The organism is Bradyrhizobium sp. NBAIM18 (assembly GCF_020193825.1).
Lineage (GTDB): Bacteria > Pseudomonadota > Alphaproteobacteria > Rhizobiales > Xanthobacteraceae > Bradyrhizobium > Bradyrhizobium yuanmingense.
The window spans coordinates 586863-607161 of record NZ_JADYVO010000001.1 but is presented as its reverse complement, the minus strand read 5'-3'; the positions used below and the strand labels follow the sequence as shown (position 1 = coordinate 607161).

The 20299-nt window shown below is 63.8% G+C and carries 17 protein-coding genes; 5 read left to right on the top strand and 12 right to left on the bottom strand.

Going from position 1 to position 20299, the window contains the following annotated elements; genetic code table 11:
• Window positions 1-25 precede the first annotated feature (25 nt).
• Together gnd and I6F17_RS02900 are read right to left on the bottom strand one after the other, a co-directional pair.
• The gene (gnd, locus tag I6F17_RS02905) at window positions 26-1024 is read right to left on the bottom strand and encodes a phosphogluconate dehydrogenase (NAD(+)-dependent, decarboxylating) (RefSeq protein ID WP_225123988.1); all 999 of its coding nucleotides are present in this window, start codon (window positions 1022-1024) and stop codon (window positions 26-28) included.
• 14 nt (window positions 1025-1038) lie between these two features.
• Entirely contained in the window at window positions 1039-3888 is a 2850-nt protein-coding gene (locus I6F17_RS02900) for a bifunctional transaldolase/phosoglucose isomerase (protein ID WP_225123989.1), read from the bottom strand.
• Window positions 3889-4741: 853 nt separating this feature from the next.
• Here I6F17_RS02900 and I6F17_RS02895 point away from each other — a divergent pair.
• From I6F17_RS02895 to I6F17_RS02885, 3 genes are read left to right on the top strand one after another with little or no spacing between them, the layout of a single operon-like run.
• A complete protein-coding gene (locus tag I6F17_RS02895; protein WP_036007284.1) occupies window positions 4742-6685 on the top strand; it encodes a PrkA family serine protein kinase in 1944 nt (647 codons plus the stop codon).
• Window positions 6686-6715: 30 nt separating this feature from the next.
• Window positions 6716-7993: a YeaH/YhbH family protein gene (locus tag I6F17_RS02890; protein WP_193374965.1), complete on the top strand. Its 1278-nt coding sequence runs from the start codon at window positions 6716-6718 to the stop codon at window positions 7991-7993.
• Complete coding sequence (locus tag I6F17_RS02885) at window positions 7990-9528, top strand: SpoVR family protein (RefSeq protein ID WP_036042255.1); 1539 nt, start codon at window positions 7990-7992, stop codon at window positions 9526-9528. The genes I6F17_RS02890 and I6F17_RS02885 overlap by 4 nt, the downstream gene beginning before the upstream one ends.
• Window positions 9529-9591: 63 nt before the next feature.
• On the opposite strand, the gene I6F17_RS02880 is transcribed toward I6F17_RS02885, so the two are convergent.
• The 6 genes from I6F17_RS02880 to I6F17_RS02855 all read right to left on the bottom strand — a co-directional run bounded on the left by I6F17_RS02880 (window position 9592) and on the right by I6F17_RS02855 (window position 12376).
• Window positions 9592-10032, bottom strand: a complete 441-nt coding sequence (locus tag I6F17_RS02880) for a DUF1801 domain-containing protein (protein WP_036042257.1) — start codon at window positions 10030-10032, stop codon at window positions 9592-9594.
• An 11-nt stretch (window positions 10033-10043) separates the two neighbouring features.
• Entirely contained in the window at window positions 10044-10247 is a 204-nt protein-coding gene (locus I6F17_RS02875) for a hypothetical protein (RefSeq protein ID WP_036042253.1), read from the bottom strand.
• A gap of 42 nt (window positions 10248-10289) precedes the next feature.
• Window positions 10290-10718: an SRPBCC domain-containing protein gene (locus I6F17_RS02870; protein WP_036042251.1), complete on the bottom strand. Its 429-nt coding sequence runs from the start codon at window positions 10716-10718 to the stop codon at window positions 10290-10292.
• A complete protein-coding gene (locus I6F17_RS02865) occupies window positions 10715-11038 on the bottom strand; it encodes a metalloregulator ArsR/SmtB family transcription factor (RefSeq protein ID WP_036007297.1) in 324 nt (107 codons plus the stop codon). Before I6F17_RS02865 ends, I6F17_RS02870 begins: the two co-directional genes overlap by 4 nt.
• A 216-nt stretch (window positions 11039-11254) precedes the next feature.
• Complete coding sequence (locus I6F17_RS02860) at window positions 11255-11704, bottom strand: DsrE family protein (RefSeq protein WP_036042249.1); 450 nt, start codon at window positions 11702-11704, stop codon at window positions 11255-11257.
• Between the two features lie 39 nt (window positions 11705-11743).
• A complete protein-coding gene (locus I6F17_RS02855; protein ID WP_225123990.1) occupies window positions 11744-12376 on the bottom strand; it encodes a hypothetical protein in 633 nt (210 codons plus the stop codon).
• 304 nt (window positions 12377-12680) lie between these two features.
• Between I6F17_RS02855 and I6F17_RS02850 the strand changes: the two genes are divergently transcribed.
• Entirely contained in the window at window positions 12681-14246 is a 1566-nt protein-coding gene (locus I6F17_RS02850) for an SUMF1/EgtB/PvdO family nonheme iron enzyme (RefSeq protein ID WP_225123991.1), read from the top strand.
• 17 nt (window positions 14247-14263) lie between these two features.
• Window positions 14264-14710, top strand: a complete 447-nt coding sequence (locus I6F17_RS02845) for a DUF4399 domain-containing protein (RefSeq protein WP_225123992.1) — start codon at window positions 14264-14266, stop codon at window positions 14708-14710.
• Here the strand turns inward: I6F17_RS02845 and I6F17_RS02840 are convergent, their stop codons facing one another.
• The 4 genes from I6F17_RS02840 to I6F17_RS02825 form a co-directional block, all read right to left on the bottom strand.
• Entirely contained in the window at window positions 14711-15766 is a 1056-nt protein-coding gene (locus I6F17_RS02840; RefSeq protein ID WP_036042243.1) for a 2-oxoacid:ferredoxin oxidoreductase subunit beta, read from the bottom strand. It lies immediately after the preceding gene.
• On the bottom strand, window positions 15763-17610 hold the full coding sequence (locus I6F17_RS02835; RefSeq protein WP_225123993.1) for a 2-oxoacid:acceptor oxidoreductase subunit alpha: 1848 nt from the start codon (window positions 17608-17610) through the stop codon (window positions 15763-15765). The genes I6F17_RS02840 and I6F17_RS02835 overlap by 4 nt, the downstream gene beginning before the upstream one ends.
• Complete coding sequence (locus tag I6F17_RS02830; protein ID WP_036042239.1) at window positions 17580-19379, bottom strand: FAD-dependent oxidoreductase; 1800 nt, start codon at window positions 19377-19379, stop codon at window positions 17580-17582. The genes I6F17_RS02835 and I6F17_RS02830 overlap by 31 nt, the downstream gene beginning before the upstream one ends.
• Before the next feature lie 240 nt (window positions 19380-19619).
• Window positions 19620-20297 (bottom strand): DUF4286 family protein, encoded by a 678-nt coding sequence (locus tag I6F17_RS02825; RefSeq protein WP_225123994.1) that lies wholly within the window; start codon window positions 20295-20297, stop codon window positions 19620-19622.
• Window positions 20298-20299: the final 2 nt, after the last annotated feature.

Below are 20299 nucleotides of genomic sequence, written 5' to 3'. Positions count from 1 at the left end.
TGGTCGGCCTTCGCTTGGTTACTCGTTACTTCGGCTTCGCCGCGCCCGGCTGCGTCGGCTCCTTGTGCCCGCCGAATCCTGCACGCATCGCCGAAAGAATTTTTTCGGCGAAGGTGTGTTCCTTGCGGGAACGGAAACGTGTGTAGAGCGCCGCGGTCAAAACCTCGGCCGGCACGGCCTCGTCGACCGCCGCATTCACGGTCCAGCGGCCTTCGCCGGAATCCTCCACGAAGCCGGAATATTCCGACAGTTGCGGACTGTCGGCGAGGGCGGTCGAGGTGAGGTCGAGCAGCCAGGACGGAATCACGCTGCCGCGCCGCCACACTTCGGCGATGTCGGCGAGATCGAAATCGTAGCGATGATCCGCCGGCAAAGCCTCGATATTGGCATTCCTGAGGATGTCGAAACCTTCGGCATAGGCCTGCATCAGGCCGTACTCGATGCCGTTGTGGATCATCTTGACGAAATGGCCTGCGCCGACGGGCCCGGCGTGGATGTAGCCTTGTTCGACGCGGCGATCGCGGCCCTCGCGCCCTGGCGTGCGCGGAATGTCGCCGGCGCCCGGCGCGAGCGCCGCGAAGATCGGATCGAGCCGGTCGACCACCTGCTTCTCGCCGCCGATCATCATGCAGTAACCGCGGTCGAGCCCCCAGACGCCGCCGGAGGTGCCGACATCGACATAATGGATGCCGCGCGCCTTCAGCGCCTTGCCGCGGCGGACGTCGTCCTGCCAGAAGGTGTTGCCGCCGTCGATGATGACGTCGCCTTCCTGCATCACACCGGCGATCGTCTCGATCGTGGTCTCGGTGATGCGTCCTGCCGGCAGCATCACCCAGGCCGTGCGCGGCCGCTCCAGCTTTGCGACGAACTCTTCCAGCGTCGCCGAGCCGACCGCGCCATCGGCGGCAAGGCCGGCGACGGCCTTGGCGTCCTTGTCGTAGACCACCGTCGAATGCCCGTGCCGCATCAGGCGGCGAACGATGTTGCCGCCCATTCGGCCGAGGCCGATCATGCCGAGTTGCATCTGCATTATTCCCTTTAGTTCAGCGCGTCGTTGAGCGCTGCATTTAGCGCGGCGAGGCCTTTCTTGAGCCCGCCCTTCAGGTGCACCCGCAGCGCACGCCGGCCGCGTTCCGTCAGCACGTCGAAATCGCCGCGGGCCTGCGCCGCCTTGATCACGCCGAAGCTCGCCTTCTGCCCCGGAACGGGCAGGTCCTTGGCGTCATCGGCGGTGATCTGGAGGAACACGCCGCTGTCGGGCCCGCCCTTGTAGGCCTGTCCCGTCGAGTGCAGGAAGCGCGGGCCGAACTCGGCGCAGGTTGCGACATGCCGCTTCTCGCGCACCTCGAGCCGCATGGCCTGGAGCGCGTCGATCGTGGCCTTGTCGCGCGCGATGTAGCCGAGCAGGGCGACGTAGTCTCCGTCGCTGGATCGCGACAGATGCGCCTTCAGCCAGGAGCCGAGATCGCCATTGGCGCCGGCGGCGCGCAGCGCCGTGGCATTGGCCTCGTCGGTGTAGAGATCGGCGTCCTTGGTGCTGACCACCGGCTCTTCCGCCGGCAGCTTGCCGGTCTTCTCGAACGCGGCGGTGAGCTCGCGGGTCTTGATCTTGGCCGCTTCGACGTCCGGCTGGTCGAACGGGTTGATGCCGAGAATGCTGCCGGCCACGGCGGTTGCCATCTCGAAGCGAAAGAATTCCTGGCCGAGATGCTCGATCGACTTCATGACGATGCGCACCACGGGGTGACCCGCCGCCTCGATCGCGGCAAGCTGGGAATCGTGTGCAGCATCCGCTTCGCCTTCGACGCGGATGTCGATGAAGAAGCGGTCGTTGCCGTAGACGGAGGGATCGCCCAGCGGCTCGCCCTCGATCGGGATCAGGCCCTTGCCCTCCTTGCCGGTCGATTCCGCGATCAGCTGCTCGGCCCAGGCGCCGAAATCGGCGATCTTCTTCGACGCCAGGATCGTCATCTTGTCGCGGCCTTCGAGCCCGGCGAGACCCATGGCAAGGCCGAGCTGCACGCCCGGGTTTTCGGACGGCGGCACGTCGGGACCACAGGAGCGGGCCATCGCCAGCGCATGCTTGACGAAGCTCTTGACGTCGATGCCGGCGGTTGCCGCCGGCACCAGCCCGAACGGCGAGAGCACCGAATAGCGTCCGCCGATCGAGGGCTCGCCATGGAAGATGCGGGCGTAATGAAGGCTCTTCGCCGCCTTCTCCAGCGACGAGCCGGGGTCGGTCACCGCGATGAAGCGATGACCGGTCTTCACCTTTGCACCCACCGCCTTGGCAACCTGCTCATGGAAATAGTCCTTCATCGCGTTCGGCTCGGTGGTGCCGCCGGACTTGCTGGAGACGATGAAGACGGTGTTGGCGATGTCGATCTTCGCCTCCATCGCCCGCACCTGCGCCGGATCGGTGGAGTCGAGCACGTGCAGCTTGGGGAAGCCGGGCTTCTTGCCGAAGGTCTCCGCCAGCACCTCGGGGCCGAGGCTGGAGCCGCCCATGCCGAGCACGACGGCGTCGGAGAATTTCTGGCCCTTCACGCGGCCCGCATAGTCCTCGTAATCGGCAATGTCGGCCTGGTGCGGGCTGTCGAGCCAGCCCAGCCATTTGTCCTCGTCCGCACCGGTCCAGACCGACTTGTCGCGCTGCCACAGCCTGCGGATCTTGGCCGACGCCCGCCAGTCCTCCGTGGTCTTGGCAAGCGCCTTGCCGAGCCCGTCGCCCAGCGAGAGCTGCTGGCGGTCGAGTGCGGGCCCGAGCACGACGGCGCGCTTGTGGGCGACGGCGCCGTAGAGCTTGTCGGCTGCATCCGCAAACAGCTTGACGCCGTCCTTGACCAGCTCCTCGGCGATCGCATCGAGCGAGATGCCGGAGCGCTCCAGTTCCTCCAGCACGCGCTTCGCGTCCTCGACGTTTTCCTCCAGGCTGTCGCGCGGCTTGCCGTGGTCGCGGAACGCATCCAGCGTTGCCGGCGGCACGGTGTTGATGGTGTCCGGGCCGATCAGCTCCTCGACATAGAGGACGTCGCTGTAATCCTTGTTCTTGGTGCCGGTGGAGGCCCACAGCATGCGCTGCGGCTTGGCGCCCTTGGCGGCGAGCTTCTCCCAGCGCGGGCCTGCGAACAGGCGCTTGTAGTCCTGGTAGGCGAGCTTGGCGTTGGCGATCGCCACCTTGCCCTTGAGCACGGCGAGACGTTCCTTCTCGGACGGATCGTTGGCGCGGGCGATCTTCTCGTCCAGCTGCTTGTCGACCACCGAATCGATCCGGCTGACGAAGAAGCTGGCGACGCTGGCCACATGCGACGGATCGCCGCCGCCGGCGACGTAGGTCTCGAGACCGGCGATGTAGGCTTCGGCCACCTCGAGATAGACCGCCTTGGAGAACAGCAGCGTGATGTTGATGCTGATGCCCTCGCTGATCAGCTGCTCGATCGCCGGCAGGCCCTCCGGTGTCGCCGGCACCTTCACCATCAGGTTCTTGCGACCGACGTCCTTCCAGAGCCGCCGCGCCTCCGCGACCGTGCCTGACGTGTCCATCGCGAGATAGGGCGAGACCTCCAGGCTGACATAGCCGTCGCCGCCCTTGAGGCGGTCATAGACCGGGCGCAGCACGTCGGCGGCGTTCTGGATGTCCTCGATCGCGACGGCCTCGAACAGGTCGGCCACGGTGCGGTCGCCGCGCTTCAGCGCCTTGCCGATCGGGGCGTCATATTCGTCCGAGCTGCCGATCGCCTTCTCGAAGATCGACGGGTTGGAGGTGACGCCCTTGACGCCGTCGGTGTCGATCAGCCGCTTCAGGTCGCCCTTGGCGATGAAGCCGCGGGCCAGGAAGTCGAGCCAGACCGCCTGTCCGTGCTTTTCCAGTTCTTTGACGGGATTCATGATGCTTATTATCTCCAAGCCTGCGGACGAGGGGTTTTCGCGAAGGTCTGACGCGCTATCCTCTAGCCTACATGCACCCGGGAGGGAACCAATCAAGGGTGCGGGAGTCATACCCTCCAGTGTAACTCCGTCGCGATCATGGCGATCCGGACGGGCAGCTTGCTGTTGCGTAAAGGTCGTTCACCATCCGCCCGTCTTAGCGCCTCGCTGCCCAGCGGGCATGTCGTCGTCATCCACTCCTTCGCATCCGCGCTCTCCCGTATCGACAATGAATTTCTGCCACGGGGTTCGATAGCGGAGATCTTGCTCGAAGATTGCCGCGGTCACGAAATGATCGTGCTGAGGCCGACGCCGGACATTCGAAGAGCTCCGCAGCATCCCCAGCTGGCCGTTACGCACAGAACGATCGCGTTGTCATCCGCCGGGTGATGGGCCTAGCCTGGCAGCGATTGTGCCACGGTGCTGCGCGTTACCGCGACGTACAGGCCGCCAGCACACCGCATTGCAGCAGGAAGATGAACGGGGACCGCAAGGCTTCGCCGTACAAGCGTCATAAGATCGCCGCTCCCCGATCGCTATGCTGCACCGCCGGATGGGGCCATCCCCGGGAACGCCCGGATGTGGCGACCGAGTGACATTTTCTGGAAATGAGCCAGAATAGACAGAGATTCGCACAAATTACAGGCAGGTGCCTGTTCGTAACTCATGGAGTGCCTACGTTGTGCGTTGCGTCGAGTTGGCACCAGGGTGTCCAATGATTGTCATGTGCTCACGCTGATTCGAAACGGCCTGAGGAACGGTCCGGTAACTGCTTTCGTTTCAGCTTGTAGCGGAACTCACGCGGAGAGGGATCATGTACAACGATTCTCTATTCAACGCTTTCGCTCGGTCGTTCGAGGCGAGAAGCCAGCACGACATGTCGATGGCGGAATATCTGGAATCGTGTCGAAGCGATCCCATGAAATACGCGAACGCGGCTGAACGACTGCTAGCGGCGATCGGTGAGCCTCAGACGATTGACACGGCCAAGGACCCACGCCTTGGCCGTATTTTTTTGAACCGCACCATCCGCACCTATCCAGCCTTCGCCGGCTTCTACGGCATGGAGGAAACCATCGAGCGCATCGTCGGTTTCTTCCGCCATGCGGCGCAAGGTCTCGAAGAGCGCAAGCAGATCCTCTACCTGCTCGGCCCGGTCGGCGGCGGCAAGTCCTCGCTCGCCGAGCGGCTCAAGTCGCTGATGGAAGTGCAGCCGATCTACGTGCTCAAGGCCGGCGACGAGCTCTCGCCTGTGTTCGAGAGCCCGCTCAGCCTGTTCGATCCCGATCAGCTCGGTCCGATGCTGGAGGAGAAGTACGGCATTCCGCGCCGTCGCCTCACCGGCCTGATGAGCCCGTGGTGCTACAAGCGGCTCGAAGCCTTCGGCGGCGACATCTCGCAATTCCGGGTCGCCAAGATCCAGCCGTCGAGGCTGCGCCAGATCGCGATCGCCAAGACCGAGCCCGGTGACGAGAACAATCAGGACATCTCCTCGTTGGTCGGCAAGGTCGACATCCGCAAGCTCGAGACCTACGCCCAGAACGATCCCGACGCCTACAGCTATTCCGGCGGCCTCAACCGCGCCAACCAGGGCGTGCTCGAGTTCGTCGAGATGTTCAAGGCGCCGATCAAGATGCTGCACCCGTTGCTGACCGCAACCCAGGAAGGCAACTATATCGGCACCGAGAACATCGGCGCGATCCCGTTCACCGGCATCATCCTGGCGCACTCGAACGAAGCCGAGTGGGCGAGCTTCAAGGCCAACAAGAACAACGAAGCCTTCATCGACCGCATCTGCGTCATCAAGGTGCCCTACTGCCTCAGGGTCACCGAGGAGCAGAAGATCTACGAGAAGCTGATCCAGGGCTCCGAGCTCGCCTCGGCGCCTTGCGCGCCGTCGACGCTGGAGACGCTGGCGCGGTTCTCGGTGATGTCGCGCCTGCGCAAGCACGAGAACTCCACCCTGTTCGCCAAGATGCGGGTCTACGACGGCGAGAGCCTGAAGGAATCCGATCCGAAGGCGCGCAGCGTCCAGGAATATCGCGACGCCGCCGGCGTCGACGAGGGCATGGATGGTGCCTCGACCCGCTTCGCCTTCAAGATCCTGGCTGCGACGTTCAACCACGATCCGCAGGAGGTGGCCGCTGACGCCGTGCATCTGATGTACGCGCTGGAGCAGGCGATCCGCCGCGAGCAGCTGCCTGAGGAGACCGAGAAACGCTATCTCGAATTCATCAAGGCCGAGCTCGCACCGCGCTACGCCGAGTTCATCGGCAACGAGATCCAGAAGGCCTATCTCGAATCCTACTCGGATTACGGCCAGAACCTGTTCGATCGCTACGTCGACTATGCCGACGCCTGGATCGAGGACCAGGACTTCAAGGATCCCGATACCGGCCAGCTGCTCGATCGCGAGCTTTTGAACCAGGAGCTGACGAAAATCGAGAAGCCGGCGGGCATCGCCAACCCCAAGGATTTCCGCAACGAGGTCGTCAAATTCTCGTTACGCTCCCGGGCCCAGAACGGCGGCAAAAACCCGACCTGGACCTCCTACGAGAAGATTCGCGATGTGATCGAAAAGCGGATATTCTCCCAAGTCGAGGACCTGCTTCCGGTCATCTCCTTCGGGTCGAAGAAGGACGGCGAGACGGAGAAGAAGCACGGCGAGTTCGTCGCACGCATGGTGGAGCGCGGCTATACCGAACGTCAGGTTCGCCGGCTCGTGGAATGGTACATGCGCGTGAAGCAGGCCGGTTGAGGCGGATGGGAGGCGAATGGTAAAGTGCCCATTCACATTATTGACAGGCGCCTGAATCCAGGCGGCAAGAGTCTTGAGAACCGCCAGCGGTTCTTGCGTCGGGCCAAATCCCTGGTGCAGGGCGCCGTCAAGAAGACCTCGCAGGAACGCGACATCAAGGACGTCCTGGAGGGTGGTGAGGTCACGATTCCACTCGACGGCATGCACGAGCCGCGTTTTCGCCGTGAAGGCGGGACGCGCGACATGGTCCTGCCCGGCAACAAGAAGTTCATCGAAGGCGACTATCTCCAGCGCTCCGGCCAGGGCAGCGCCAAGGATTCCGGCCCCGGCGAAGGCGACAGCGAGGACGCCTTCCGCTTCGTGCTGAGCCGCGACGAGTTCGTCGATCTCTTCCTCGACGACCTCGAGCTTCCGGATCTCGCCAAGCGCAAGATCGCGCAGACCGAGAGCGAAGGCATCCAGCGCGCCGGCTACACCATGACCGGCTCGCCCGCCAATATCTCGGTGAGCCGGACGGTGAAGCTCGCGCTCGCCCGCCGCATCGCGCTCAAGCGCCCGCGCAAGGACGAGATCGAAGAGCTGGAAGCTGCGATCGAAGCCTGCACGGACGAGGACGAGCGTGCGGCTCTCGTGGCCCGGCTCGAAACATTGAAGGCGAAATCCAAGCGCATCCCCTTCATCGATCCGCTCGACATCCGCTACCGGCGCTTCGAGACGGTGCCCAAGCCCGTCGCGCAGGCCGTGATGTTCTGCCTGATGGACGTCTCCGGCTCGATGTCCGAGCACATGAAGGACCTGGCGAAACGCTTCTACATGCTGCTCTACGTCTTCCTGAAGCGGCGCTACAAGCACGTCGAGATCGTCTTCATCCGCCACACCGACCGCGCCGAGGAGGTCGACGAGCAGACCTTCTTCTACGGTCCGGCCTCGGGCGGCACGCTGGTCTCCAGCGCGCTGCAGGCGATGCACGAGATCGTGCGCGAGCGCTTCAACCCGTCGGACTGGAACATCTACGCCGCGCAGGCTTCCGACGGCGACAATTCCTATTCCGACGGCGAGCTCACGGGGCTCCTCCTGACCGAGAAGATCCTGCCGGTCTGCCAGTTCTTCGCCTATCTCGAGGTCGGCGAGGCCGGCGGCAGCGCCTTCGATCTCTCCGACTCCTCGCTCTGGAGCCTCTACGAACGCCTGCGCAACAGCGGCGCCCCGCTCTCGATGCGCAAGGTCTCGGAGCGCAGCGAGATCTTCCCGGTATTCCACGATCTGTTCCAGCGCCGCGACACTGCCCAGGAGAAGGCCGCTCCATGAAGGAACGTTTGTTCGAAGGCGCCGATTGGGATTTCCACACCTTGCAGCGCATCACCGATGCCTGCGAGGAGGTGGCGTTGAAGGATCTCGGCCTCGACGTCTATCCGAACCAGATCGAGGTCATCACTGCCGAGCAGATGCTGGATGCCTATTCGTCGGTCGGCATGCCCTTGTTCTACAAGCACTGGTCGTTCGGCAAGCACTTCGCCTTCCATGAGGCGTCCTACCGCAAGGGCCTGATGGGGCTCGCCTACGAGATCGTCATCAACTCCTCGCCTTGCATCTCCTACCTGATGGAGGAGAACACGGCGACGATGCAGACGCTGGTGATCGCGCACGCCGCCTTCGGCCACAACCATTTCTTCAAGAATAATTATCTGTTCAAGCAGTGGACCGATGCCGACGGCATCCTGGACTATCTCGACTTCGCCAAGAACTACGTCATGCAGTGCGAGGATCGCTACGGGCGCATCGAGGTCGAGCGCACGCTCGACGCCGCGCACGCGCTGATGTCGCACGGCATCGACCGTTACCCCGGCAAGAAGAAGCTAGATCTGCGCGCCGAGGAGAAGCGGGCAGGGCGCCGCCGCCAGCACGAGGAGGAGGTCTTCAACGATCTCTGGCGCACCGTGCCGAAGGGGGCTGCCAAGAGCCGCTCCGCCCTCAGCATAGAGCGCCGCCGCAAGCTGCTCGGCCTGCCGCAGGAGAATTTGCTTTATTTCCTGGAGAAGAGCGCGCCGCGGCTGGCGCCCTGGCAGCGCGAGCTCTTACGCATCGTCCGCCACATCGCGCAATATTTCTATCCACAGAGCCAGACCAAGGTCATGAACGAGGGGACGGCGACCTACGTCCATTATCGCATCATGACCAAGCTGCACGAGCAGGGTCGCATCAGCGACGGCAACTTCCTCGAATTCCTGGGGTCGCACACCAACGTGGTGTTCCAGCCCGAGTTCGACGACCCGCGCTTCTCCGGCTTCAACCCCTACGCGCTCGGCTTCGCGGTGATGCAGGACATCGAGCGCATCGTCGCCAATCCGGAAGACGAGGACCGCGAGTGGTTCCCCGACATCGCCGGCAAGGGCGACGTCATGGGCGTGCTGCGCGACGTCTGGGCCAATTACCGCGACGAAAGCTTCATCGGCCAATTCCTGAGCCCGAAGTTGATGCGGCACTTCCGCATGTTCCACCTGCACGATGATCCCGAGGAGCGCGCCGGCATCCGGGTCGACGCCATCCACGACGAGCGCGGCTTCCGCCGCGTCCGCCGCGAATTGGCGCGGCAGCACGATGTCGGCTACATCGACGCCAATATCGAGGTGGTCGACGTCGATCTCTCCGGCGACCGCCGCCTGATCCTGCATCATCACGTCATCAAGGGCTCGCAGCTCAACGAGACCGACGCCAAGCGCGTGCTGCAGCACCTGGCCGATCTCTGGACCTACGACGTCGCACTGATCGAGGTCGATGCCAACGACAAGGTCCTGCGCGAATACGTCGTCAGCCCGCGCCCGATCGCGGCGGCGGTGGCGTGAGGCTGTCTCCTCTTTTAGAGCCGGTCCGCGGCTGGCATCGCGATCAACGGAACTCTTAGCGCTTCACACCGACCGCTTTTGGGCCGGCTTCTTCTTCGACGCATTCAGCTCCACCGCCGCGCGGATCAGCGCCTTCAACGCCTTTTCGTTGACCTTGTCGTCCTCGCGAATATCGATCGCGCGGCGCACATTGCCGTCGAGGCTGGAATTGAAGAGACCTGCGGGATCCGCCAGCGCGGCGCCCTTGGCGAAGGTCAGCTTCACCATCTCCTTGTAGGTCTCGCCGGTGCAGATGATGCCGTCGTGCTCCCAGACGGGAACGCCGCGCCATTTCCACTCTTCGACGACATCAGGGTCGGCCTCCTTGATCAGCGCGCGAACCCGCCCCAGCATCTCGCCGCGCCAGTCGCCGAGCTCCTTGATCCTGCCGTCGATCAGCTTGGATGGCGAGGCGGTACCTGCTTGCTTCGCGCTGTTCGTCTTCGCCGCCACGGGCTTCTTCATCATGGCCTCGTTCACGCGTTGCTGCGGCCGCGATAAGGCAGCGCGAACAGATAGAGCCCGGTCGCGAGCAGCGGAATCAGCGGCACCAGCGCCAGGAAGCCGATCCACACGGCCTCGACCTGCATCGTCATCGCCACGATGTTGGCGATGACGGCGAGCGTGAATGCCATCGACAGCCAGCGATGAATTTGCCGAATCCACATCTGCGTGCTCATTGGTTCCTCCCGTTGTATTGATCGAAATGGACGCCCGCGGGGCTAGCTCGCCCGCGCCAGCAGATCGTCCAGCTTGGCCAGGAATTGCTTCCAGCCGGCATGCGCGCCGCCGAACGCCTGTTTCTGCGTCGGGCGGAAGCCCGCCTGCTCGACGCGCAGATGCGTGCCCGCGCTGGTCGGCGTCAGCGTGAAGGTGACGATGCTCTTGAGGTCGAACGCGGCGTCCTCGTGCGAGAAATTCCAGGTATAGGCCAGCGTCCTCTGCGGCTCGATGGTGAGCACCTCGCAGTCCAGCACGCCGCCCCATTCGCCGCGCAGGTTGAAGCGATGGCCGACGTCCGGCTTGAAGTCGTTCTTCATCAGCCATTCCTCGATCAGATGCGGCTGCGTCAGCGCGCGCCAGAGCCGCTCGGCGGGATAGGCAAATTCGCGCTCGATGACGACGGAGCGCGTCTCGGCGGGGGCGTTCATTGGTCCATCCTCTTCAGGAGATCGTCGAGGGCATCTAACCTTTTCTGCCAGAACCCGGCCATCTGGCCGGTCCAGTCGATCAGCGGATTGAGCGCACCGGGCTGCGCGCTGTAATGGGTCTGCCGTCCTTCGTGCCGGTCGCGCACCAGGCCCGCCTGCTTCAGGGCGCCAAGATGTTTCGACACCGCCGGCTGCGACACGCCGGATCGTGCTGTCAGCGCCCCGACCGTCTGCTCCCCCTCACGGCACAGCCGCTCGAAGATCGCCCGCCGGGTCGGGTCGGCGAGCGTCCTGAACAGGAGGTCGGGGGTGGGGGACATGAAAAATCCATAACTAGGAAGTTATGGATAGACTCATAACTGTGGAGTTATGGGTAAGTCAAGTCCGACGGGGGCTGCGGCGCCGCCATACTCCCGTCATTGCGAGCGCAGCGAAGCAATCCAGAATCTGTCCGCGGAGGCTGTCTGGATTGCTTCGTCGCAAGGGCTCCTCGCAATGACGCGGAAAGGGCTGCGCCAGCCATCGCCGTGCCCCGCCTACGGCCGCAAATACAGATACCCCTGCGACTGCAGCTCGGCGAGCCGCACCACGCCGCCGTTCTCGGCGTTGACGAAGCCCGGCAGCAGCTCGCTCAGCGTCACGTTCTGCGCCTTCATCGTGTTGCCGCAGGCCGCGAGTTCGACGCCGCCCTTGGAGAAATCGCTGATCCGCTTGCTGACGTCGGGGTTGGCCTGCGCCGAGTGAAATGCCTTCAGCGCCGGGCCGTGGATCACCAGCGCGATCGTCACGTGCTCGGGTCCGCCGACGCCGTCGAAGTGGTTCTGGATGTTGCCGAGCACGAAATGGACCTTCTCGGCGTCGCTGAGGTGATAGACCACCTTGAGCTTGTTCGACGGCGCGGTGGCGGTCGTGGCTTTCGCGCTGGAGGCGCCAAGCGCTGCGCCCAAAGCCGAGACGGCGCTCCACAAGATGCTGCGGCGGTTCATGGCATTCTCCTTGGATTGCCTAGCATTGCCGCAGGCATATCACTTGTGGCGCAGCGCCGCGAGTTCCTTGCGGTCGGTCACCAGTGAGGCGCACTCGCGATTGTCGGCGCGGTCGAGGCGAAAAATCTTGTCGTCGGCGCCGGCGGTCAGCGAATGCTCGGCGTCATCGTCCGGCTTGTTGTTCTGCCAGACCCTGACACGTTCGAGCCGCACGATCGCCGATCTGTCGTCCTTGGAGAGCGCAACGCCGATGCCGCCGCCATCGCAGTCGACGCCGCAGCCGAGGCGCACCTCGTCGCCGCTCTTGGTGAATACGGCGTGGTTGCACGAGCCACTGGAGTCGAAATCGCCGCTGCGGTGACGGTACCTGAAGCCAAGGCGGAACGAGTGGTGCAGCTCCTTGTCCTCCTTGTCGAACTCCGCGGAGATCAGCAGCTTCATCGCGGCAACCTTCTGCTTCGGATGCCGCGCCAGATGGTCGGCATCGTAGCGGCGGACGAAGCAGGCATAGGCCTTGTCGCCGGGAGGCTTCGCATACATCCGCGTATTGAAGGTCTCGGCCTCGGCCTTGCTGGCCTCGCGAATATCATCGCCGTCATCGGCCCGGGCAGCGCCGGTCAATGCAGCCAAGGCAAGGGGAAGAACAAGCGGAAGGACAAGGGCAAGCTTCATGGTCGCACCGAGCGCCTGATGGGCATCCGCCCGCCATCCGCGGGCCGGTCTGCCATTGGTCGCAGGCGAAGTGGAGCGCGTTCAACCGTCGCACGTCGCTCGTTGTCGGGCAGCGGCCACGGCGGGACTTAGTCACCGCTCCGGTCAAGAAGGTTCAAGGGGTGTGACGACTTGATTGCCGGGAACCCGAACGTCGGTGCGTGCCGCGACATTGTCTCGGTTCGTCAATGTGGTAGCCTTCACAGACGACCGCCTTTGGCGCTCGTAGGCTGGGGCTGCCTTGCAAGTTTGTGGAGTCCCCCGCATGGGCGAAATTCGCAACTTCAGACCCGGAAATCCCGACGAGCCGCCGCCGCACAGCGGAATGCCTCGTCGCCTTGCCGCGATCATCGTCGGTGACATCGCCTCGTACAGCCGCATGATGCAGGCCGACGAGGAAGGCACGCACGCCCGCGTCAAGCGGATCGAGCGCGACATCATCCAGCCCAGCATCATCGAGCACCATGGAAGTCTGGTGAAGACGACCGGCGACGGCTTCATCGCCGTTTTCGACAGTCCCGTGGAAGCCGTTCGATGCAGCATTGTCATCCAGCAGAATCTCGTCGGCCGGAACGCCTCGATTCCCAAGCATTCCCGGCTCGAATATCGGATCGGCGTCAATCTCGGTGACGTCATCGTGGAGCCGGACGACATCTATGGTGACGGCGTCAATATCGCCACGCGTATCGAGGGCATCGCGCAGCCGGGGCAGGTCTACATATCCGGCGCGATCTACGAGCAGATCAAGCACAAGATCGTGTGCGGTTATGAGTCACTCGGCGACCGCAAGGTCAAGAACATCACCGATCCCGTGCGCGTCTATCGCGTGCTGCCGGATGCGGATGCCGTCGGCAAGACAAGAAGCCGGCGCGAGAACGTCCTGCTCTTTCTTCTGATCACGGCATTGCTGGTGATTGCCGGCTACGTGCTTTGGTACGTGCTGGTGCAGCACCGCAGCCAGGTGGGGCAACAGGCTGCCGCTCCCCCGATCGCGGCGCCGTTGGCTTCGCCGACGCCGCAATCCGTTCCGTCGTTACCGAGCCCGGCAGCACCGGCGCCACAAGCCGCACCCGCGGCTTCTCCGTTGCCCACAACGGTGCCACCGCCCGCAGCATCGCCTTCACCGTCTCCGGCATCCAGTCCATCGGTGACGCCGGTCCGGGAACCCGAAATGATCGCCATTCGTGGCGGCAGCTTCGCGATGGGAAGCAATGACGATCCGACCGAACGACCCGTCCATCAGGTCACGATCAAGCCGTTCTCGATCGGAAAATACCCGGTAACGGTGCAGGAGTGGAACGAATGCGCTGCCGCCAAGGCGTGCGGATTCACGGCCACCGGCAAGGACGATGCCCCGGTCAGCAATGTGAGCTGGACCGATGCGCAGCAATATGTCGCCTGGCTCGCGCAAGCGACGAAGAAGCCCTACCGGCTTCCCAGCGAAGCCGAATGGGAATATGCGGCACGCGGCGGGACACAGACCAAATATTGGTGGGGCGACAAGCTCCAGCCGGGCATGGCGGGCTGCAAGGATTGCGGTGAACTTGCGGCCGAGCAGCCGGCCAAGGTCGGCAGTTTCAAGCCCAATCCATTCGGGCTTTACGACATGGGCGGCGGCATCGATCAGTGGGTCGCAGACTGCTGGCACAGGACGTATCAGGGCGCGCCCAGCGACGGCTCGGCGTGGACCAGCGCTGACTGCGGCTCTCATGTCCTGCGCTCAGGCTCCTGGAAGAACGATGCGAGATATGTGCGGCCGTCAAACCGCGGTGGATACGACACCGGTGTTCGTTACCCCACGCATGGATTCCGGATCGCGCTCAGTCCGTAGGTACTGGAGTCAATTTGATGAAGATCGTTTCCTGTATCGCGCTGGCGGCCGCCATCGCATTGCACCCCGGCGCGGCCCATCCGCAAGGCAAAACTGCGCCAAAGGACGCCAAGCTCTATTTCATCTCGCCGTATGACGGCCAGAAGATACGTGGTGGGTTTTGGGTCCGGTTCGGGCTGCGCAACATGGGCGTGACGCATGCCGGCGACGACTACCACAATGCCGGCCACCATCATCTGTTGATCGATGTGAAAGACCCCATCGATGCCAAGGAGCCGATTCCGCAGGACAAGTCCCATCTGCATTTCGGAGCAGGACAAACCGAAACGTTCCTCGAGCTTCCGCCCGGCACGCACACGCTGCAACTGGTGCTTGGCGACGCCAAGCACTATCCGTTCGAACCACCCGTCGTGTCGGAGAAGATCACGATACGCGTCAGGCCGGCGGCATCAGCGCGAAGATGATCACCGCAGGCTGGCGTTGATCTTGTCCAGCACCGCCGAGCCCGGGCAGAGCGTGTCCGCCTCGAGCGCGTTGAGCGGCGTCTCGACCGTGTTGAGATGCTCGTGCAAATCCTCCGCGTCGGGGTCGACATACAGAAGGCCGGTGACGATCTGGCCCTTGGCGGCGTGCCTTGCGAGGAAGGTCTGGGCGCCCAGGCGGTCGTGCGGATCGTAATCCGCATCGATCTTGCGCAGCGCGATCTTGCTGCCGTCGTGCTGCTCGACCACCTGCACCGTGCCGGGCGCGTAGTCCACCGCAATCGGGTCGCGGCCGACCAGCACGTCGAGCCGGTTCACGGCGTCATTGTGCTCGCGGACATAGTCGAAGCTCTTGGTCGAGCCGGCATGGTTGTTGAAGGCGATGCAGGGGCTGATCACGTCGATAAAGGACGCGCCCTTGTGGCCGATCGCGGCGGCGATCAGCGGCACCAGCTGGCTCTTGTCGCCGGAGAACGAGCGCGCCACGAAGGTGGCCCCGAGCTGCAGCGCGATGGCGACGAGGTCGATGGCGTTGTCGGTGTTGGTGACGCCCTTCTTGCTCTTCGAGCCGCGGTCGGCGGTCGCCGAGAACTGACCCTTGGTCAGGCCGTAGACGCCGTTGTTCTCGACGATATAGGTCATGTTGACGCCGCGCCGGATCGAATGCGCGAACTGCCCGAAACCGATCGAGGCGGAATCGCCGTCGCCGGAGACGCCGAGATAGATCAGGTCGCGGTTGGCGAGATTGGCGCCTGTCAGCACGCTCGGCATGCGGCCGTGCACGGAGTTGAAGCCGTGCGAATTGCCGAGGAAATAGTCCGGCGTCTTCGACGAACAGCCGATGCCGGAGATCTTCGCCACCCGATGCGGCTCGATCGAGAGCTCGTAGCAGGCCTCGATGATCGAGGCCGTGATCGAATCGTGGCCGCAGCCCGCACACAGCGTCGAGATCTTGCCCTCGTAATCGCGATGCGTATAGCCGAGCGCGTTCTTCTTCAGACCCGGATGGTGGAATTTCGGCTTTGCGATGTAAGTCATGAGACGGCCTTGCGGAGCGGGGTCACCTTGAGGTGGTCCTGGTGGTCGCCAATGGCCTTGGCGATGAAGCGGGCAGTGATCGGCGTGCCGTCGTAATGCACGATCGGCACCAGCCGGACGGGATCGATGCCGTTCTCGTTGACGATGAGCTGGCGCAGCTGGCTGTCGCGGTTCTGCTCGACCACGTAGACGAAATCGTGCTCGGCGAGGAAGCTCGCCACGCTGGAGTGGAACGGGAAGGCGCGGATGCGCAGGCGGTCGAGCTGATGCCCGCGCGCCTCCAGCAGACCGATCGCTTCGTCCATCGCCGGCGAGGTCGAGCCGAAATAGATCACGCCATATTTGGTCGGCCGTTCCGCATTGGCCTGCAGCGGACGCGGCACGAGGTCCTGCGCCGTCTCGAACTTGCGCACCAGGCGCTGCATGTTGTCGGCGTAGACCGTGCCTTCCTCGGAGTAGCGCGCATAGCGGTCGCGCGACGTGCCGCGGGTGAAGTAGGAGCCCTTGGTCGGATGCGTGCCGGGATAGGTGCGGTAGGGAATGCCGTCGCCGTCGACGTCGAGATAGCGGCCGAAGTCGCGGCCCTCCTCCAGCATCTCCGCCGTCATGACCTTGCCGCGGTCATATTGCCTTGCATCGTCCCACTTCAGCGGGCGGCAGAGCCGGTGATTCATGCCGATGTCGAGATCGAGCATCAGGAAAATCGTGGTCTGCAGCCGCTCGGCGAGATCGAAGGCGGCCGCCGCGAACTCGAACGCTTCGGCCGGGTCCTCGGGGAACAGCAGCACATGCTTGGTGTCGCCATGCGAGGCATAGGCGCAGGCGATGATGTCGCATTGCTGGGTGCGGGTCGGCATGCCCGTGGAGGGGCCGGCGCGCTGGATGTTCATGATCACGGCCGGGATCTCTGCGAAGTACGAGAGGCCGATGAACTCCGTCATCAGCGAGATGCCGGGGCCGGAGGTCGCCGTGAAGGCGCGGGCGCCGTTCCAGGAAGCGCCGATGACGATGCCGATCGACGCCAGCTCGTCCTCGCCCTGCACGATCGCGTACTTCGCCTTGCCAGTCTCAGGATCGTGCCGGTACTTCTTGCAATGGGCGGTGAAGGCCTCCGCCACCGACGAAGACGGGGTGATCGGATACCAGGCGCACACGGTGGCCCCGCCATAGACGGCGCCGAGCGCGGCCGCGCTGTTGCCTTCGATGAAGATACGGTCGCCGACCTTGTCGGACTTCTTCACGCGCAGCCCGATCGGGCATTTCAGGTTCTGCAAGGCCCAATCGCGGCCGAGATGCAGCGCATGGACGTTGGAGGACAGCAGCTTCTCCTTGCCCTTGTACTGCTCGCCGATCAGCTGCTCGATCAGCTTGGGATCCATGTCGAGCAGTGCCGAGAGCGCGCCGAGATAGATGATGTTCTTGAACAGCTGGCGCTGGCGCGGATCGGTGTAGGTCGAGTTGGTGATCGCGGTCAGCGGCACGCCGATCACGGTGATGTCGTCGCGGAACTTGGTCGACGGCATCGGCTTGGTGGAATCGTAGAACAGGTAGCCGCCGGGCTCGATGCCGGCGACGTCCTTGTCCCAGGTCTGCGGATTCATCGCCACCATCATGTCGACGCCGCCGCGGGCGCCGAGATGGCCGGCTTCCGTCACCCGCACCTCATACCAGGTCGGCAGGCCCTGGATGTTGGAGGGGAAGATGTTGCGTGGGCTGACAGGCACGCCGTGGCGCAAGATCGCGCGCGCGAACATCTCGTTGGCGCTGGCCGAGCCCGAGCCGTTGACGTTGGCGAAGCGGACGACGAAGTCGTTTACGCTGCTGATCGGCTTTTTGTCGGACATGTCGAACCTGCGTGGGTCATCTCGATGAAATATTTCTGCATGTCCCAGGCGCCGGTGGGACAGCGCTCGGCGCACAGCCCGCAATGCAGGCAGACGTCCTCGTCCTTCACCATCACGCGCCCGGTCTTCAGGTCCGAGGAGACGTAGAGGTCCTGGTCCGGGTGAGCAGAGGGCGCCTTTAGGCGCTGGCGCAGATCGCTTTCCTCGCCGTTACTGGTGAAGGTGATGCAATCCATCGGGCAGATGTCGGCGCAGGCGTCGCATTCGATGCAGAGCGAGGTCGAGAACACGGTCTGCACGTCGCAGTTCAAGCACCGATGCGCTTCGCCGAGCGCGAGCTTGACGTCATAGCCGAGCTCGACCTCGGCGCGGATGTCCTTCAGCGCAACGACCTTGTCGCGATGCGGCACCTTGTAGCGCTTGTCGGGCGAGATGTCGTTGTCATAGCTCCATTCGTGGATGCCCATCTTCTGCGAGGAGATTTGCACCTCCGGCAGCGGGCGCTCGTCGACCGCTTCGCCGGAGAGCATCTTGTGGATCGACAGCGCGGCGTCATGGCCGTGCGCGACCGCCCAGATGATGTTCTTCGGGCCGAACGCGGCATCGCCGCCGAAGAACACTTTCGGATTGGTCGAGGCGAAGGTCTTCGGATCGACCTTCGGCATGTGCCATTTGTCGAACTCGATGCCGCAATCCTGCTCGATCCAGGGGAAGGCGTTCTCCTGACCGACCGCGACCAGCACGTCGTCGCAGGGAATGGTCTGATCGGGATCGCCCGAAGGCACCAGATTGCGGCGGCCTTTGGCGTCGTATTCGGCTTTGACGTGCTGGAAGGTGACGCCGATCAGCTTGCCGGCGACGTGCTTGAAGGCCACCGGGACCATGTAGTTGAGGATCGGGATGTCCTCGTGGATCGCGTCCTCCTTCTCCCAGGGCGAGGCCTTCATCTCGTCGAAGCCGGAACGCACGACCACCGTGACTTTCTCGCCGCCGAGCCGGCGCGCGGTGCGGCAGCAATCCATCGCGGTGTTGCCGCCGCCGAGCACGATGACGCGCTTGCCTATTTTGTCGACATGGCCGAATGACACGTTGGCCAGCCATTCGATGCCGATATGGATGTTGGCGGCGGCCTCTTTCCGGCCGGGAAGCTCGAGCTCGCGGCCGCGCGGCGCGCCGGAGCCGACGAAGATGGCGTCGTATTTCTCGGCAAGCAGCGCCTTCATGCTGTCGATGCGGTGGCCGCCTTTGAACTCGACGCCGAGATTAAGGATGTAGCCGGTCTCCTCGTCGATCACGGAATTGGGCAGGCGGAATTTCGGGATCTGCGTGCGCATCATGCCGCCGGCTTCCGGGTCGGCATCGAACACGGTGCAGTGATAGCCGAGCGGCGCGAGATCGCGCGCCACCGTCAACGAAGCGGGACCGCCACCGACCAGCGCGACGCGCTTGCCGTTCTTCGGCCCGGGCTTCGGCAGCCGCTGCCTGATGTCGTCCTTGAAATCCGCTGCAACACGCTTGAGGCGGCAGATCGCGACAGGATTTTCCTCCACGCGTCCGCGCCGGCACGCCGGCTCGCAGGGACGATCGCAGGTGCGTCCCAGAATGCCGGGAAATACGTTCGATTTCCAATTGATCATGTAGGCATCGCTGTAGCGGCCTTGGGCGATCAGTCGGATGTATTCGGGAACCGGGGTGTGCGCAGGACAGGCCCATTGGCAATCGACCACTTTGTGAAAGTAGTCGGGGGCCGCGATGTCGGTCGGTTTCATTCCTACCCTGTCCGCGCGGGCCCAAAGACCCCGCGGCCTTTTTTGTTAGAGCTTGGCGAGCGCTTAACGCGCTTCGATCTGGTTTCTGAATGACGTCATTGGGTTAGCTTATTAGAACCGTTCCGAAGTACAACGGCAAATTTGCGCGCGTCACCGCTTTCATGGGAGCTACGCGCGCAAAGCATTAACGCGCGGCGCACGAGATGCGTGCGGTGCAATATGCTGCGATGCGGATGCCGTTCAGCCGCGCGCGACATCGCTCTTGGCGAGGTCCCACATCAGGCAGTAGGTGCCGACGGAGATGGGAAGCGGGAAGGGCGCCGCAGCCGGGCCGGTGAAGCGTTCGGCGATGACGGCAGAGACCGCATTGACATGCGTGCCGTCGATCAGCACGAACCAGTCGCGCGCGCCCTCGTTGCGCACCGCCGGAATTCCCGCCGTTGCGCCCGACAATTCCGGCTCGCTTTCGAGCAGGTGCATCGAGATGATGCCGTCGCGGTCTTGCGGCGCCAGCTTTTCTTGCAGCGCATCACGCCACGCACCGGCGTTGTCGGGCGTCGGCCGCAGCCGCACCAGGCCGAGCGACGTGCCGCGGCCAGTACCCTTGCTGATCGTGATGCGCGCGACCACGCGCAGCATGTCCCTGAAGCGCGCCATGGATCGCCGCGACCATTCGGTCTGGTCGGCGAGGCGCGCCCGGTAGGCGGGGCTGTCGAGCACGCCGAGCGTTTCGGTCGAGTACAGCGAGAGATATTTGGGGTTGGCGGCATGCGCGACATAGCGCCGCGCTTCGAGAAATCCGTCGATCGCGACACGCTCTTCCAGATGCTCGCGATCGTACCAGCGGTTGAAATCGGCCTCGTCCGCAGCGTCGATGTTCATCGACGTCAGCAGCATGCCCTTTCCGGCGAGCGGCATTC